This is a genomic window from Actinosynnema sp. NPDC049800 (assembly GCF_040656635.1).
Classification (GTDB): domain Bacteria; phylum Actinomycetota; class Actinomycetes; order Mycobacteriales; family Pseudonocardiaceae; genus Actinosynnema.
Window position 1 is genome coordinate 439259 of sequence record NZ_JBFAMT010000001.1, and the last position, 15887, is coordinate 455145.

The 15887-nt window shown below is 69.1% G+C and carries 20 protein-coding genes; 7 read left to right on the top strand and 13 right to left on the bottom strand.

All coding sequences use genetic code 11. From position 1 onward, the window contains the following. Window positions 1-8 precede the first annotated feature (8 nt). The 3 genes from AB0I91_RS02085 to AB0I91_RS02095 are packed head-to-tail and all read right to left on the bottom strand — an operon-like array spanning window position 9 to window position 2580. Window positions 9-908 (bottom strand): DUF4097 family beta strand repeat-containing protein, encoded by a 900-nt coding sequence (locus AB0I91_RS02085; protein ID WP_499634766.1) that lies wholly within the window; start codon window positions 906-908, stop codon window positions 9-11. Then, window positions 905-1627, bottom strand: coding sequence for an ABC transporter permease (locus AB0I91_RS02090; RefSeq protein ID WP_499634889.1), 723 nt, complete (start codon window positions 1625-1627; stop codon window positions 905-907). The genes AB0I91_RS02085 and AB0I91_RS02090 overlap by 4 nt, the downstream gene beginning before the upstream one ends. A 23-nt stretch (window positions 1628-1650) precedes the next feature. Beyond that, entirely contained in the window at window positions 1651-2580 is a 930-nt protein-coding gene (locus tag AB0I91_RS02095; protein WP_499612314.1) for an ATP-binding cassette domain-containing protein, read from the bottom strand. A 190-nt stretch (window positions 2581-2770) separates the two neighbouring features. On the opposite strand from AB0I91_RS02095, the gene AB0I91_RS02100 reads away from it, so the two are divergent. From AB0I91_RS02100 to AB0I91_RS02110, 3 genes are read left to right on the top strand one after another with little or no spacing between them, the layout of a single operon-like run. Continuing rightward, a complete protein-coding gene (locus AB0I91_RS02100) occupies window positions 2771-3883 on the top strand; it encodes a transporter substrate-binding domain-containing protein (RefSeq protein ID WP_498782923.1) in 1113 nt (370 codons plus the stop codon). 50 nt (window positions 3884-3933) lie between these two features. Next, window positions 3934-4860 (top strand): GNAT family N-acetyltransferase, encoded by a 927-nt coding sequence (locus AB0I91_RS02105; RefSeq protein WP_499634769.1) that lies wholly within the window; start codon window positions 3934-3936, stop codon window positions 4858-4860. A 37-nt stretch (window positions 4861-4897) separates the two neighbouring features. Further along, on the top strand, window positions 4898-5494 hold the full coding sequence (locus AB0I91_RS02110) for a hypothetical protein (protein WP_499634772.1): 597 nt from the start codon (window positions 4898-4900) through the stop codon (window positions 5492-5494). A gap of 55 nt (window positions 5495-5549) precedes the next feature. On the opposite strand, the gene AB0I91_RS02115 is transcribed toward AB0I91_RS02110, so the two are convergent. Beyond that, the gene (locus AB0I91_RS02115; protein WP_498782919.1) at window positions 5550-6158 is read right to left on the bottom strand and encodes a TetR/AcrR family transcriptional regulator; all 609 of its coding nucleotides are present in this window, start codon (window positions 6156-6158) and stop codon (window positions 5550-5552) included. A gap of 85 nt (window positions 6159-6243) precedes the next feature. Here AB0I91_RS02115 and AB0I91_RS02120 point away from each other — a divergent pair, with 85 nt between their 5' ends. Next, on the top strand, window positions 6244-6381 hold the full coding sequence (locus AB0I91_RS02120; protein ID WP_498782917.1) for a hypothetical protein: 138 nt from the start codon (window positions 6244-6246) through the stop codon (window positions 6379-6381). Next, a complete protein-coding gene (locus AB0I91_RS02125; protein ID WP_499634775.1) occupies window positions 6378-6842 on the top strand; it encodes a DUF2269 domain-containing protein in 465 nt (154 codons plus the stop codon). The genes AB0I91_RS02120 and AB0I91_RS02125 overlap by 4 nt, the downstream gene beginning before the upstream one ends. 15 nt (window positions 6843-6857) lie before the next feature. Here the strand turns inward: AB0I91_RS02125 and AB0I91_RS02130 are convergent, their stop codons facing one another. Together AB0I91_RS02130 and AB0I91_RS02135 are read right to left on the bottom strand one after the other, a co-directional pair. After that, a complete protein-coding gene (locus AB0I91_RS02130) occupies window positions 6858-7961 on the bottom strand; it encodes a winged helix DNA-binding domain-containing protein (RefSeq protein ID WP_499634777.1) in 1104 nt (367 codons plus the stop codon). A gap of 64 nt (window positions 7962-8025) precedes the next feature. Then, a complete protein-coding gene (locus tag AB0I91_RS02135; protein ID WP_498782911.1) occupies window positions 8026-8448 on the bottom strand; it encodes a VOC family protein in 423 nt (140 codons plus the stop codon). 96 nt (window positions 8449-8544) lie between these two features. On the opposite strand from AB0I91_RS02135, the gene AB0I91_RS02140 reads away from it, so the two are divergent. Next, window positions 8545-9516: a helix-turn-helix transcriptional regulator gene (locus AB0I91_RS02140; RefSeq protein ID WP_499634780.1), complete on the top strand. Its 972-nt coding sequence runs from the start codon at window positions 8545-8547 to the stop codon at window positions 9514-9516. A gap of 63 nt (window positions 9517-9579) precedes the next feature. Here the strand turns inward: AB0I91_RS02140 and AB0I91_RS02145 are convergent, their stop codons facing one another. The 7 genes from AB0I91_RS02145 to AB0I91_RS02175 all read right to left on the bottom strand — a co-directional run bounded on the left by AB0I91_RS02145 (window position 9580) and on the right by AB0I91_RS02175 (window position 14051). After that, entirely contained in the window at window positions 9580-10455 is an 876-nt protein-coding gene (locus AB0I91_RS02145) for a hypothetical protein (RefSeq protein ID WP_499634783.1), read from the bottom strand. A gap of 40 nt (window positions 10456-10495) precedes the next feature. Then, a complete protein-coding gene (locus tag AB0I91_RS02150) occupies window positions 10496-10780 on the bottom strand; it encodes a MafI family immunity protein (protein WP_498782905.1) in 285 nt (94 codons plus the stop codon). Window positions 10781-10794: 14 nt separating this feature from the next. Then, a complete protein-coding gene (locus AB0I91_RS02155) occupies window positions 10795-11205 on the bottom strand; it encodes a hypothetical protein (protein WP_499634786.1) in 411 nt (136 codons plus the stop codon). A 71-nt stretch (window positions 11206-11276) separates the two neighbouring features. Next, window positions 11277-11678: a hypothetical protein gene (locus tag AB0I91_RS02160; protein ID WP_499634789.1), complete on the bottom strand. Its 402-nt coding sequence runs from the start codon at window positions 11676-11678 to the stop codon at window positions 11277-11279. Between the two features lie 269 nt (window positions 11679-11947). Continuing rightward, complete coding sequence (locus tag AB0I91_RS02165; RefSeq protein WP_499634792.1) at window positions 11948-12163, bottom strand: DUF6959 family protein; 216 nt, start codon at window positions 12161-12163, stop codon at window positions 11948-11950. A gap of 739 nt (window positions 12164-12902) precedes the next feature. After that, the gene (locus AB0I91_RS02170; RefSeq protein ID WP_499634795.1) at window positions 12903-13196 is read right to left on the bottom strand and encodes an immunity protein TriTu family protein; all 294 of its coding nucleotides are present in this window, start codon (window positions 13194-13196) and stop codon (window positions 12903-12905) included. Window positions 13197-13208: 12 nt separating this feature from the next. Further along, window positions 13209-14051 (bottom strand): Hint domain-containing protein, encoded by an 843-nt coding sequence (locus tag AB0I91_RS02175; RefSeq protein ID WP_499634798.1) that lies wholly within the window; start codon window positions 14049-14051, stop codon window positions 13209-13211. Window positions 14052-14567: 516 nt separating this feature from the next. Between AB0I91_RS02175 and AB0I91_RS02180 the strand changes: the two genes are divergently transcribed. Beyond that, a complete protein-coding gene (locus AB0I91_RS02180; RefSeq protein WP_498782894.1) occupies window positions 14568-15866 on the top strand; it encodes a choice-of-anchor B family protein in 1299 nt (432 codons plus the stop codon). Window positions 15867-15887 lie beyond the last annotated feature (21 nt).

A 15887-nucleotide genomic window follows, 5' to 3' on the forward strand; every position in this document is an offset into this window, starting at 1 on the left:
GTCGGGGGTCAGCCCGCCGCACGCTGGACGATGATGTCGCCGTGCCGCGTGCGGGCGCGGACGGTGACCTTGTCGTCGAACGCGCCCAGGTCTTCCCGCGGCGCAACGGAGTTGCGCACCGACCCGCGCTTGCTCTCGGCGTCCACCCGGGCCGCGGTGCCCTCGCCGATGCCGACCTCGATGTCGCCCGAGCGGTTCGACAGCTCCGCCTGACCGCGGGTCAGCCGGCCGATCCGGATGACGCCGCTGCCGGTCTTGGCGGTGACGCCGCCGTCGGCGCGGTCGACGTCGAACCCGCCGCTGCCGCTGCTCAGGTCCACGTCGGACGCGGCGTGCCCGATCCACGTCTGACCGCCCGAACTGGACAGTCTGACCACGCCCACGACCTCCTCGATCCGCGCCGCGACCACGCTGCCGTCGATGTCGACGCGCCCGGCGACGTGGCCGATCGTGATCGCGCCCGCCGCGATGTTCGCCCGCAGCGCGTCCACGCGGTCCAGCTCGACCCGGCTCGACGCCGTGTGCAGCTCGCACTCGCCGAACGAGCCGTCCGCGCGGACGCTCGAATTCGCCAGGTACGTGACCAGGTCGGAGCCGGTGGGCAGGTCGATCGTGATGGCGACCGAGCCGCTCGCGCGCCCGGAGACGGTCGTCTTGACCGAGAGCCGGCCGCCGGCGAAGTCGACCTTGGTCTTGTCCGCCACCTCGACGTCCGACCTGCTCGCCCGGTCGACGGGTTCGACCAGCACCACGGTGTCGGTCCGGTCGCTCGCGGTGACCCGCACCCGGGCGCCGGCGACGACGACGGTGGCGGCGATGGGTCCGGGGGTGGTGAAGGAAGGCATGGCGGTTCTCCTCTGGTTCTCGTGCTCGGTCCGGTGGTGGGCGAGGCGTTCGGCCCGGGTCATGCCCGCTTCTTGAACGTGGAGGACGCCCACAGGTACCCGACCAGGGCGATCCCGGCGCACCAGGCGAGGGCGGCGATCACGTCGCCGGTGGCCGGCGATCCGTTGACGAACCCCCGCAGGGCTTCGATGATCGGCGTGAAGGGCTGGTACTGCGCGAACTGCCGGATGCCCGGACCCATCATCTCGGCGGGCACGATCGCGCTGCTGAAGAACGGCAGCATGATCAGCGGCACGGCGGCGAGCCCCGCCGTCTCCGGCGACTTCGCCGCCAGGCCGAGGGCGACGGTGAACCAGCCGGCCGCGAACGCGAGCAGCACGACGATGCCGACCACGCCCAGCCAGTGGGCGAACCCCGCCGCGGGGTCGAAACCGAGCAGGAAGGCGACCCCGACGAGCGCCGCGATGGCGACCAGGTTGGTGAGCACGCCGGCGACGACGTGACCGGTCAGCACCGCGCCGCGGGGGACGTCCATGACCTTGAACCGGTTGATGATGCCCTTGGTCATGTCCGAGTTCACCGCCGTGGCGGTGGCGCCGAGCCCGTAGCAGACGGCCAGCAGCATCAGGCCCGGTGTCGCGTAGTCGATGTAGTCGACACCGACGTCGAAGGCGTCCCCGAACACGTAGACGAACATCAACATCATCACGACGGGCATCAGGATCGCGTTGAACGCCGAGGTCGGGTTCCGGGCGATGTGCTTGAAGTTGCGGCGCAGCATGACGGTGGAAGGGGACTTGGCGCTCACTTGGCGGCCTCCGCGGTGTGGCCCGTCAGGGCGAGGAAAACGTCGTCGAGGTCAGGGGTGTGGACGGAGAGCTCCTCGGCGCTGAGCGAGTTCTCGTCGAGCCGGTCGAGCAGCGCCCGCAGGGACCGGGTCCCCGCGTCGCTCGGCACGCGCAGGGCCAGCGCCTCGTCGTCCCGCGTGGCGCCGGTGAAGAGCCGGGCGCCCGCGTCGAGGTCGGCGGCGGTGGCGAACCGGAGCCGGACGTGCGTGCCGGGGAGGCGGCGCTTGAGCTCGTCGGGAGTGCCCTGGGCGACCAGGCGGCCCTGGTCGAGCACGGCGACCCGGTCGGCGAGCTGATCGGCTTCCTCGAGGTACTGGGTGGTGAGGAAGATGGTCACGCCGTCGGCCACCAGGTCGCGGATGATCGACCACATCGTGCGGCGGCTGCGCGGGTCCAGGCCCGTCGTCGGCTCGTCCAGGAAGATGATCCGGGGGTCGCCGACGAGCGTCATCGCCAGGTCGAGCTTGCGGCGCATGCCGCCGGAGTAGGTCGAGGCGGGCTTGCGCGCCGACTCGACCAGGTCGAACCGCTCCAGCAGGTCCTCGACGACCCGCCGGTCCGCGCCCCCGCGCTTCAGGTCGACCACCAGCTCCAGGTTCTCGTACCCGGTCAGCACCTCGTCCACGGCCGCGAACTGGCCGGTGACGCCGATGGCCGCGCGGACCGCCTTGGCCTCGGTCGCGAGGTCGTGGCCGGCCACCCGCGCCGTCCCGCCGTCGGCCTTCGCCAACGTGGTCAGCAGGTTCACGGTCGTCGTCTTGCCCGCACCGTTGGGACCGAGCAGGGAGAAGATCGTCCCGGCCCGGACGTCGAAATCGACGCCGTCGAGGACGACGTGGTCCCCGTACGACTTCCGCAGTCCTGAAACTTCGATCGCTGAACTCATGTCGGCAACTATCGGCAGGCCGCCTGTCACACGTCTGACACGACCCTGACACCGCCGCTGACACGGACCCGCCCTACGCGGAGCGGTCGTCACGTCACGGTCCGGTCGACCGCTCTCACCCGTCGCGGCGATTTGACAACATGGGGTGAGCACAGGGGTGGCGCGGTGATGAACGCGAGGGGTGCCTGACATGAGTGAAGACGACGACCGCGGGCGCACGGCCCACTTAGCCCCGTTCTCGCTGCGGGGGCAGCTGTACTGGATCCTGCCGATCACCCTGGCCACGATGTCGCTGACCGTGTGGCTGCTGGCGAACCCGCAGTGGGGCGGCGACGTGGCGGCGATCGTGGTGATCCCGATCAACGTCGCGGCCGTGCTGGTGCCGCTGATGATGACCTACGGCGCCCGTGACACCAGGCACGACCCGGACAGCCGGACCAGGATGCGGCGGCTGAAGATCGCGCTCGCGTTCACCTCCGCCGCGCTGCTGGTGGTGAGCCTCGTCTACTGGTTCAGCCGCGAGGAGGACCCGCACGACTACCTGGCCGGGGTGCTGCGGGTGGGCGTGCTGAAGGAGAGCTACCCCGGCTGGAACAACGTGCGGGCCGACGGTTCCCGCGAGGGGTTCGACGTGGCGCTCACGGAGTTCATCGCCAAGCGGTACCGGGCGGTCGAGCGGATCGAGTACGTCGAGCTGACCGAGCGCGACGACCGGATCCGCGCGCTGACCGACGACTTCCCGGGCGGGCCGGTCCACCTGGTGATCGCCAACTTCTCCATCACGCCCGAGCGTGAGAAGCAGATCGACTTCGCCGGGCCCTACTACTACGACCAGCAAGGTTTCTTCACCTGGCAGAAGGTCTCCAACCTGGAGGAGATCCCGCCCGGCGAGGTCTGCACCTCCAGCGGCACCACCGGCAACGCCCGGCTGACCGAGCTGGGTTGGCGGCCCACTTCGGAGCGGTCGCTGGTGGCGTGCATGCGGCAGTTCCTGGAGAACCGGGACAGCGGGCGCGCGGTGTCGACCGACGTGTCGATCCTCCAGGCGTTCGCCGAGGACCGGAAGCAGGACTCCCAGGCTCCGTGGCAGGACGTGAGCACCGTCGTGATCGGCCAGGAGAGCTACGGCGTCGGCATCCCGAACGACCGGCCCCGCCTGTGCGAGGAGTTGAACCGGACGATCACCGAGTTCATCAACGACCACTGGGCGGTCGAGTTCGACAAGCACCTCAAGGGCGTGGCCGACAAGGACAAGCACATCCCGCAGACGACCTCGCCGTGCCAGGGGTCGACGTTGTTCTGACCCGGGGCGACCCGTTCCGGTGCTCGCCGGGCACATCGGGGATCAGAAGCATGCGCTCGGACTGCTGGCACCTCACCGAGGACGTCGACGACTTCCTCGGCCGGGCCGGGGACTTCCTCCGCTCGCGCCCCGCCCTGCACACCACGTCGTTGACGGTGACCGAGAAGCTGCGCGCCGGCGGGGCGGACGGCACCGTGCTCGGCCGGCTGGAGCACGGTGGCGAGGTCCGCGCCGTCTTCTACCGCCGGCCGACCCACCGCCTGAGCCTCACCGTCCTCTCCCCCGAGCAGGCCGACGGCCTCGCCGCCCACCTCGCGGGCCTCGGTCTCCCCCTCACCGGCGTCACCGCGGTGGACGATACCGCCGCCGCTTTCGCCGAGGCGTGGCGGCGGCACGCGGGCGCGGCGCCGGCACCCGGCCAACCGGTCCGCCTCTACCGCCTGGGCACGCTCACCCCGCCGGAGCCGGTCCCGGCGGGCCGGGGGCGCGTCGCGGGCGCGGCCGATCGTGCGCAGGTCATCCGCTGGTGCAGCGAGTTCGTCGCCGCCGTCGGCGAGGCACCCTCGATGGACGCCGACACCTGGGCGGCCTCGCGGTACGCCGAGAAGCGCTACACGTTCCGGGAGACCCCGGACGGTACTCCCGCGGCCATGGCGGGCTCGACGTCGATGGTCGCCGGCATGGTCCGGGTCGACCCCGTCTACACCCTTGCGCACCAGGGTCCGCAAGGCACGGCGACGTCGGGCGTTCGTCGCGGTCACGTGCGCCGTGCTGGCCCTGGTGGGCGGAGCGCTGGTGGCGAGGCCGTCGATGCCCGACTTCCGACCCGCGGGCCCGGAGCCGTTCCCCGAGTACCTGTTGACCTCGCGCGTCCTCGCGCAGTCCTGGAGCCGCACACCCGAGCCGGTCGTGATCAGGTTCACGCCCACCGTCGCTCCCGACGAGATCACGCTGATCTTCAGTTGCGCCATCGGTGACAAGCACGCCAACGGGGAAGAGGAGGCCGCCCTGAGCGTGTCGCTCACGATCGACGGGAAGGAGGTGGAGCAGACCGTGTGCCAGGACGGTGCGACCTCGATCGATGACGAGGAAGTAGCGAGGAACCTGAGCACGGGGCGGGAGTCCGTCGTGCGGATGACCGTGCTCGGGCACATGTCGGAGCTGCCGGGCGGGACGACGACACCCGCGGTGGGCCAGGCCCCGGACGGGGTCGCGGTCCGCCTGGCCGTCGGGCAGCACGTGCCGGTCACCGAGTACCCGCTGCCGCCACCGCCGGAGAAGCCGGTGCGGGTGGACCAGCTCGTGCGCGACGACGCCGACATCGTCCTGCGTGCCGACCCGGCCGACCCGAACGAGCCGCAGAAAGTCGTCGTCCCGTGGCGCGGCCTGTCCTCGATGCACCTGTGGAACGGCTCACCCGGCCGCCTCCGCGTGCTGGTCGGCGACGACACCATCGCCGATGCCAGCAACTACGGGTACGGGTTCAGCGGTGTCACCGGCGGCGCCGGTCACGACGGGGCCGGCCTCGTCCTGGGACAGCCGGTCGAGATCAGCGTCGTGCCGGAAGGAGCGCACGGCGACTGGATCGTGATGCTGATGGAGGAGGACTGATCGCGAACCCGACATCGCGAGGTGCCCGGTCGATCACTGTGGCGCTCGTGTTCGCCTACTCGTCCGGTGACGTGGTCGACGTCGTCCGAGGAGCGGGCCGCAGGCCGGAGAGCGTGACCACGACCAGCCGGCGGACCGCGTCCTCGGACGGCAGGCGGCTCGCGGCCGTGAGGGCGTGCAGGCAGTAGTCGGCGAGCTCGTCCGGCGACACGTCGTCCCGGATCCGGCCCGCACGCGCGCCCTCGGCCACCAGCTCCGCGACCAGTTCGTGCAAGTGCCGTTGGGCCCGCAGGACGTGCTCGTCCTGGTGCAGGAACGACACGAGCTCCGGGTCGTCGTGCGGGCGTGCCTCGTGGGAGATCCGGGCGAACGCCTCCAACACCGCTTCGAGCCGCTCGTCAGCGCTCGGCGCACCGTCCCGGGCACTAGTGAGCCGACCGAGGTGCGCGGCGATCTGCCGCTCGTGCCAGGCGCCCAGGATCGCTTTCACGTCCGAGAAGTACTTGTAGAGCGTCGCGCGCCCGATGCCGGCGTGCTCGGCGATGCGCGACATGGTCACGCCCAGCAGCCCGTGCTCGGCCACCAGCGCCGCCGTCGCGTCCAGGATCGCGGCGTGCACCTCGCGGCGGTGCGTGTCGATCGTCTCGCTCCACAGCCTGGGCACGCCGGGAGCATACCGACCTGTGGACAGATCGTCGTTTGCCGGACATAGTGTCTCGCAAAAGCCCGGACGGCACTTCGGAGGAGACATGACCGAGTCACCCGGCGAGGACGACGTGGCCGCACCGCTGTGGGTGCGGATCTCGGGGGTGGTCGTCATCGCCCTCGTGCTGGCGCTCGTGGTCGTGCACCTGACGGGCAACGGCTTCGGCGGCCACACGCCGTGAACCCGACCCTGCGGAAGTCGGCGCTCACCGCGCACGTCACGTCGTCGGTGGGCTGGCTCGGGGCCGTCGCGTGCTTCCTCGTGCTCGCCACCACCGGGATGACCACCGCCGATGACCGGCTCGCCCGTGCCGCGTACGTCGTCCTGGAGCCGATCGGCTGGGCGGTCATCGTCCCGCTGAGCTTCGCCTCGCTGGTCACCGGCCTGATCCAGGCGTGGGGCACGCCGTGGGGCCTGTTCCGGCACTACTGGGTGGTGGCGAAGCTGCTCATCAACGTGCTGGCCACCGCGGCGCTCCTGGTGCACATGCGGCCGATCGGTCACCTGGCCGAGGCGGTCGCGCTCACCGACGACCTGGCCGGGATGCGGTGGCAGGTCACGGTCGACGCGGCCGCCGCCGTCGTCGTGCTGCTCGTGGCGACCGCGCTGTCGGTGTTCAAGCCGAAGGGCAGGATCCGGTGACGACGCGCCCCCGCGTCAGCGGCCGATTCGGCAGTCGCCGTTGCCCTTGCCGCCGTCGTCGTCGGAGAGGAATGACGCCAGTTCCCGTCCTTCCTCGGTGACGGCGTCGTGCTCGGCCGGCGAGAGGTGGCGCAGCGGGGTCACGGCCACCGTGCCCGCCTCGACCGTCCACGTGGCGGCGACCCGACCGTCGACCAGGACGACGCGCGCGCCGGTGACCGACAAGCCGCGGTGGACGTCGTCGATGATCCGGCGGCGGTCGTGGTAGCCGAGGATCGCGTTGTCGAACGCGGGCAGGAACCGCACCGGGGCGGGGGTGTCGGGGTCGGGGCGCGGGGCGTCCGGCAGGTCCAGCAGTTCGCGGCCGTGCTCGTCGCGGAAGGCGATCAGCCTCTCGCGGATCGCGGCCACCGCGCGCGGGAGCCCGGAGAGGCCGGACCAGGCGCGCAGGTCGGCCACCGTGGCGGGCCCGAACGCGGCCAGGTAGCGCAGCGCCAACGCCTCCCCCACCGGGTCGGAGCCGTCCGGTGCGGGTGGGTCGACGTCGCGTCCCAGCCACGATTCGAGCAGAACCGTGCGTGCACCGGCCTTCCTGCGCCACAAGCCGCGCGGTGGCAGCTGGACCGTCGGGAGGAGGGCGGCGATCCCCATCTCGCCCAGCGCCCGCGGTCCGACAGCCGGCCACCGTGCGGCGAGCGTCCGGCCGAGTTCGGGCATCGTGCGCGGCTCGCCGTCGGCCAGCGCGGCCCGTGCCGCGGTGGTGAGTTCTGCCAGGTCCACGCCCTCGAACTCGCGGCGGTAGACCCCGAGCACCCGTTGGCGCAGCATGGGGCCGTGCCGGGCGCGCCACGCCAGCGCGTCGTCGGCGGTGACGAGGTGGACGGTGCGGCGCATGAGGTGGGTCCGGACCACGCGGCGTCCGGTCACCAGGTCGTCGAGCGCGGTCGGGTCGAAGGCGCGCAGCCGTGACCACAGGCCGACGAAGGGCTCCTGCGGTTCCTGCGCCTGCATGCCGCACAGGTGCGCCACGGCGTCGGACACCGGTAGGTCGGCGCGGGCCAGCAGCAGTTGCCGGGCGAGCGTCGCGCGGTTGAGCGCCTTGGTCTCCAGCACCGTCATCGTGGTGGTGTCCTGTCGGGTTCGGTCACGGGGTGGGCGGTCGCGTGCCCACCCCGTGTTCGGGTTACGCGTTGTGCTCGGTGACGACGTCGACGACCCAGACGACGCCGAAGCGGTCCCGCAGCATGCCGTAGGCGGGAGCCCAGCCCGCCGGGCCCATCGGGATCACGACGGTCGACCCGTCGGAGAGCTGGTCCCAGTAACCGGTGACCTCTTCGACGGACTCGCCGCGCACGGAGACGAAGAACGAGTTCTCGCCCTGCTCGTAGGCCAGCCGCGAGGGCACGTCGTAGGCCATCACGTGGAAGCCGTTCTCGCCGAGCACCTGGCCCCACATCACGTGGTCGGCCTCGGCCTCGTCCTGGACGTTGCCGGCGTCCTTGTAGGTGACGACGGCGAGTTGGCCGCCGAAGACGGATCGGTAGAACTCCAGGGCGGCGCGGGCGTCACCGCGGAAGTTCAGGTGGGCGGTGGTGGTGACGGACAAGGTCGTTCCTCATTTCGACTTGAAGCCGGATGTGGGGCAACAGTCGCAGGGGTAGAGGCCAGGTTGTGTCCTCTACTGTCGGGCAGAATGGCAGGCATGCCGAAGACCTCAGCCCGACTGCTGTCGCTGCTGTCGCTGTTGCAGGCGCGTCGGGACTGGCCGGGGGCGCTGTTGGCGGAGCGGTTGCGGGTCAGCCCGCGCACCGTGCGGCGGGACGTCGACCGGCTGCGCGAGCTCGGCTACCCCATCGTGACCGCCAAGGGTCCGGACGGTGGTTACCGGCTCGGCGTCGGCTCGCAGCTGCCGCCGTTGCTGTTCGACGACGAGCAGGCCGTCGCGCTGTCGGTGGCACTGCGGATCGCCACGACCACAGGCGTCGGCATCGAGGAGGCGGCGGCACGGGCGCTGAACACCGTCCGGCAGGTCATGCCCGCACGGCTGCGCCACCGCATCGACACCCTCCAGGTCACGGCGGTGGAGCGGGTCGCGGCGCCGCAGGTCGACAGCGACGTGCTGATGGCGATCAGCGGCGCCATCCACGCCCGCGAGGTGCTGCGCTTCGACTACGCCACCCCACCCGGCACCGCCCCCGACCTCACCGCACCTCCACCACGCCGCGTCGAGCCGCACCACCTCGTCACGCGTGGCGGCCGCTGGTACCTGGTCGCCTGGGACCTCGACCGCGACGACTGGCGCACGTTCCGCGCCGACCGGATCACCCCGCGCACCCCCACCGGCCCCCGCTTCGCCCCGCGTGACCTGCCCGCCGAGAACGTGGCCGCGTTCGTCGCCACCAGGTTCTCGGGCTCCGACGGCTCGGGCGGCTGGCCGTGCCACGGCGAGGTGATCCTCGACCTGCCCGCCACCGAGGTGTCACCGTTCGTCCACGACGGCGTGGTCGAAGACCTCACCCCGAACCGCTGCCGCGTCACCCTGGGCTCGTGGTCGTGGCCCGCCCTGGCCGCCGCCATCGGCCGGTTCGACGCCGACATCGAGGTCGTGGGGCCGCCCGAGCTGAAGGACGCCTTCGCCCACCTGGCCCGCCGCTACGCCAAGGCGGCAACCTGAAGCCTGGCCCACAGGCGCACAACACACCTGGCGGGGCTTCAGTTCAGCGGCTCCGCTGTCGGACTACGGTCCCGCCGGGCTCTCCCACCGCGCCCTGTTCACGCCGTCCGAGTCCGGGACCACGGCGCACCAGTCCCCCATCACCCGGCCCGCCACCATGAGCGAGAAACCCTCGCCCGTGACCTCGGAGAGCGTATCGGCCCCACCGGGATAGGCTCGGTAGGTCAACTCGCCGGCCGGTAGCGGAGCCGTGAAGGCGGTGAAGTCGTCCTCCAGGATTTCGGGCCTGGGTTGCAACTCCGGCTCGACTGCCACGCAGACCAGAGAACGTGGTCGTACGAGGCGGGCCAGTTCGGCCGCGTTCTCCCGAGTCACGCGGAACCACCTGCACCCGTAAGCGCCGTACGCCCAACGTTCGCACAACAAGGTGAAGCGATCACCGGCCTCCGCCACTGACGCCCAGAAACCCTCATCCGCGACCGCGTCGACGGGCTTCGAGATCTCCACGGGCTCAGGAGCCGCGTCGCGCCACTGGAGAACCGCGGCCTGGCCGTGCAGCCCGGCCAGATCCGCGGCTACCGCTCGTGTCGTGTAGAGGTGGACGGCCCCATCCCACCCCGACTCGATCTGAAGCCGCCCCGGGGCAACGAGCTGACAATACGGCCCGCACCCGGCAACCATTTCCTCGACCAGGTGAACCGCTGGCGAGGTCTCGACCTTCGCACCGTTGCGAAGGCCGAGGTACTCGACGGGAAGCGGTTCAGCCACCAGCAACTCGCCGACCTCCAGCACGTCGGCGCCGCTCCGCTCGACCACCACCCCGAGCACCTGGCGCAGTTCCGCCGCATACGAGCTCCAACCGGCCGCGTCGGCCAACTCCTCGCGCAAACGCTCGCCGCGAGGGCTGATGATCAGCTCCTTGCTCAGCCCTTCAGCCATACGAGCCCTCGCAGCTTCCGGTCGCAGTTATGCACCCACACTAGTGGGAAATGAGCTCGGCCATGTTCAAGACAAGATCACGGGAGTCCAGTTCTTCCGACAGCCGAACCAGCCTCCGATGGAATTCCGCGCTGATCGGCAGTTCGTCCTCGTAAATCCACGAGCACATCACGTGGAACGCCAGGCCGTACTCGCCGACCTTCAGGAAATCGCGCACGTCGACGATGACCGAAGGCGTACTGACAGGCGACTCCTCGAGCAGCTTCGTGATCTCTACGACGTACTCCCCGACCTGCACCGCACCTCCAACGATCACCGCCGGCACCCCGGCACCGCCTCCTACAGGTTAACCGGATAAAGCTTCAGTTCCCGAACCCTCAACTCGACATACGTGCCCTCCACAGCGCCGGCGAGCGGCCCGACCCCTTCGAGCAGGACGATGTCATCACCTACTCGAGCTGAGATGACACCGTCCACATCGACTCTCTCAACGCACCCGACGATGACCACCACATCACCGTCCTCCGCCACCGCGTGCCGCACCGGACCCGAGACCGGACGGACCGAGATGATCCCCTCCTCGGGGACTTCCAACTCGACGTGCAGATCCCGCCCGACCGGAACCTCTCCAGGTTCGACCCAACACCCCCTCGCGGACGTGCCACCGGACCGGAAGCGGACCCAGCCGGATTCCGCGTCGAGCACTTCCTCAATCCGAATTTCCAACACAATCCCTTCAACGAGGTTCACACGACCACCGAGAGCAGCGAGGTCGCCAACCACTGCTCATCGACCACCAGGAAGGCCGGCCCCGCGACGCCCTACGGGTCGATCACAAGTCGTTGAGCAGCTTCCCGGACTTCTTTTTCGTCGTAACCCGTACGAAGGTAGAGCTCCCGGGGCCCCAGTGAGGCGATAACCGCCTCGACAAGGGCGTGCCACCTCCCCGCCAGAGAAGCAGGCACCATCCCCTGAATCTCCCGCACCGACGTTGCACCTTCGGTGACCGTGACCGTTTTGGCCGCTACCTCCGGCGAAACGCCCTCCCCCAACCATATGCAGACCGCTGGAGCTTCATCCAGGCGCACTCTGATCGACCGGGCCGCCTGCCGCAGCCGGAGAGCATCGTCCAACCCCAACCCGATCCGGACCAGACGCTCTTCGGGCACGCTATGGAGATCCTTGGTGACCTGGTACACCACCTCGAACTCTTCGACGGTCATCCGAATAGCCTGGCGCGGACCACGTTCGGGCACATCACCGGGATCACTTGAGCTCCTAATCACAGCAATCCTTCCCCTCCTTCGGGCGAACACCGTCTCGAACGCAACAGTCCGGCCTCGACGAAAGCGCGAAAATGCGCGATCACCTCGGCCAGGTTCCCAGCGCCACCGACAGACCTGACCGTCCGGCCGTCCGACCACGCCTCAGTCCAGTCCGCGGTTGCGGACGCGGGGCGGGACCGATCGTTTCGACCGACCCCACCCCGTCCCTACACGCGATAGGGAAGCGTGAACCCGACGTCGCGTGAAGCGTCCTCGTACGTCGAGACCATCTCCGAGATGATGTTTGCGACCTCGTCCAAGGCGAACCGGGCGTCGTCGAGGTCACCGGAATCCAGGTTCTCGGCCAACTCCTTCAGCGTGTCCTGCAGGACCTTCAACGAGTCCCCCTGAACCGCCACCGCGGGGAAGTTCCTGCTCGGCACCTACACCACCGCGAAGTTGCCGGCGATCGCCAGGATCGCGGCGCTCGTCGCTTGTTCGTTCATCGACCACCTCGGGGCTGGAAGACGATGTACGGCTCGTACTCGATCAGAGGCCCGGTGAAGATAAGGCACACAACCCCCGTCGGTCCGCCACCCCAAGATCAATCGTCCATTCGTCGACCAGTCTCCGATCGAAATACTTCCAGCGCGCCTGGAACCAACCCGGAAAGCGAATCATGGTGGTCCGGATCTCCAATGAGACTCGGATGCCCCCAGAGTGCCTTGACCATGTCTGCGGGGTCTCCGAGGCCAAACTCCCATTGAGCCGAGACTCGTCGGTCGACGATTGTAAACAACTCGATCGGTTGCCATCGGGGCAGATCCGTGTCGTCGACGACCAAGATGACCAGGCCGGACTCCCACAACACCATGGCGTGCACATCGTACTCCACACCGACCGTGAGGTGAAACTCCGTCGCCGGGGAGTAACCTGCATCGAACCGTGACCGCGCAAGGTCCGATCCTTTATCGAAGGTGCAAACGACTCGCATCCGTCAACCCTTGAACTTGAAGTCACCGATTTGACCGGTCAGGCGATTCATCACGTAGTGAATCTCATTCCCGTTCACCTTCGGCGTCACCTTCACCCCCCGGCTCGCACCCCTCCGCTTGATCGAGTGCCGACCGAAACCACGCGGCTACCTCGGCAGACAGGCTTGCCAAGGCGCAGCGGTGCCGTTCAGGAACTGCGCACGACCCAATCGCGAGCAGAACCGAGCAGGGATTCGAGCTCGCCCGTGGAGGTTATCCGACCACTCCTCACCTGCACTTGACCGGTCTCCACATCGGCAAGGTCCGACTCGAACTCACCACTCTCCCAGAGCACCACCTGCGCCATGAAACCACCACCGTCCAGGATCCAGCTGACGGATATGGGGTCGTGCCCGTCACGGGATACTTCGACATTCGAAGTGGCCGGCAAGCTCTCAAGTTTGGGAGCTTCCAAGGAAATCCATGTCCGGGCGCCCTCCACCCAGCCCGCTTCCTAAAGACATCCCCATCCTCCGAGCTTGATTTTCTTCGCCTCCGGCAATTGCGGCACCGGGTTGCCCTTCTTCGCCGCCAACCGACCATACATTGTGTCGGAATCCGCCATCTTGAAGTCGCCCGGCCGACCACCCGAAATAAGCGATGACCTCCGTACGTCGAATTCGACGTACACCGAGCCCGGCCATGCGGAAATGTATGCGCCCCTACTCGCCGGTTGTACGATGTAGGTGAACCCGCCGCCGCGTTGAACCATTCCCGTATCCACCATCGCCCGGTGCTCTCCCGGTGACCTCCAGCGGCCAACCGTCACTATGTCGTCGTCAGACGAGCGTCCCATATTGTTGACAAGCATCGGCGTCTGACCTGCGAGTACATAGTACGTGTGGACGGTGCGACGGTGAGGTCGTAGACGGTTTTCCTGGCAGGCGTGGACCTCAACGGCGGTGATGATCGGTGAGGAGCCGTCGGCGGCGGTCAGGTGTTGGCAGGGCTTCAGGTCGCCCAGGTTGACGAACGTCTGTTCCTCGACAAGCCACACCGGGTGCCAGGACGTGCCCTCCACGGTGCCCTGTGAGCCGTCCTGCGCGGTGACGGTCAGCTTGACCAGGGCGTTGCCCTCGTCGCCGTGCGCGAACGTCGCGGTGACCTCGCGCTCGGTGGTTTCGCCCGTTTCCGGGTCCGTGGCCTTCACCCGGTCGCCGATCCGCACCTCGGAGATCGGCTTGGTGGAGCCGTCCGCCATCAGCACCGACGTCTCGCCGACGAAGCTGTGGCACGCCTTCACCGCCGACTGCAGGGCCTCGCCGGCGATCTTGACGCCCTTGAGGATCTTGCCCACGGGCAGGATGCCGGCGAGCCCGATGGCGCAACCGCCGGCGCTGGCGCCGGACCCCACGCACCCGGTCGGGTCGAAGATCAGTTTGCCCAGTTCCGCGAACGCCTCACCGGCGTTCGGCCCGCCCTGCGGGACGAACCCGAGGTCTGGTCGTGCTTACCGCACCGGTACTTGGTCGCCGTGACCGCGACGACCTCCTCCCACCCGATCAGGGGGTCGCCGCCCTTGTCGAAGCAAGCAGCAGGGGCGCTGAAGCAGGTGAAGTGTCTGTGCGGAACCCCGTGCTCGGCAAGCATTCGCACTTCGCACGGCTAAGACGAGCGTCACACCGGGCACGGCCGCGAAACCCGCGTGCGGCCGGGCAGAACGTCGTCAGACGACGCGCTGACGCCGTGCCGGAGTACAGACGATCGGAGGTTTTCCCGGTGCGCCGAACCTCCTAACGTCGGAGGTGATCGGAAAACCCTGCTCCCGGCCGCGTGCCAGCGGTCCGGGATTTCCGGGAGGAGTGCTACTCCGATGAAGATCCTGCGCATGACGGGTCTGGCGGTGCTGATCACGTCCATGGTCGCGTTGTCCATGACGGCGGCTTCCGCGCACGACCCCGACACCCCTGAAGGACAGGCGGCGGTCCGCGCCTTCCTCACCGACCACCTGCCTGCCGACCGGCACGCCGTCGTCGGCACCGCGGCCGGCGTGCCGTGCGCGAACGGCAAGGCCGACATCTACCCCTGCAAGAACGTGGACCTGCTCAGCGTGCTGCCGCTCGCCTCCATCGGTGGCGGCAACGGCAACGACATCTGGGGCTGGACCGACCCGTCCTCCGGCAAGGAGTACGCGATCGTCGGCCGCACCAACGGCACCGCGTTCGTCGACGTGAGCACGCCCACCTCGCCCCGGTACCTGGGCAACCTGCCGTCCAACGGCGGCAGCAGCAGTTGGCGCGACATGAAGGTGTACCGCGACCACGCGTTCATCGTGGCCGACGCCATCAGCGGCCACGGGATGCAGGTCTTCGACCTGACCAGGCTCCGGACCGTCACCACGCCGCAGACGTTCACCGCGGACGCGCTGTACAGGGGCTTCGGCCCGGCGCACAACATCGCCATCAACGAGGAGACCGGCTACGCCTACGCGATCGGTTCCAACACGTGCCGCGGCGGGCCGCACATCGTCGACATCCGGACGCCGAAGTCGCCGACCCAGGCCGGGTGCGTGTCGCAGGACGGCTACACCCACGACACCCAGTGCGTCGTCTACCGCGGCCCGGACCAGGCCCACCGCGGCCGGGAGATCTGCTTCAACTCCAACGAGGACACGCTGACCATCGTCGACGTGACCACCAAGTCCTCGCCGGTGCAGCTCGCCCGCACCGCCTACTCCGGCGCGCAGTACTCGCACCAGGGCTGGCTGACCGAGGACCAGCGGTACTTCTTGCTGGACGACGAGCTGGACGAGTCCCGCAGCACCGACAAGCGCACCAAGACCTACATCTGGGACCTGGCGAAGCTCTCCTCGCCCGTGCACACGGGCACCTACAGCTCGCCGGCCACCGCGATCGACCACAACCAGTACGTCAAGGGCCGGTACTCCTACCAGGCCAACTACCAGGCGGGTCTGCGCATCCTGGACGTCAGCCAGGTCGCCTCGGCCCGGCTGACCGAGGTCGGCTACTTCGACATCTACCCGGCCGGCGACGCGGCGCGGTTCAACGGGGCGTGGAGCAACTACCCCTACTTCGCCAGCGGCATCGTCCTGGTCAACGGCATCGAGCAGGGCTTGGTCGTGGTCAAGCCCAACCTCGGCGTCGTCAGGTGACGGCGGAGGACGGCGTCGGCC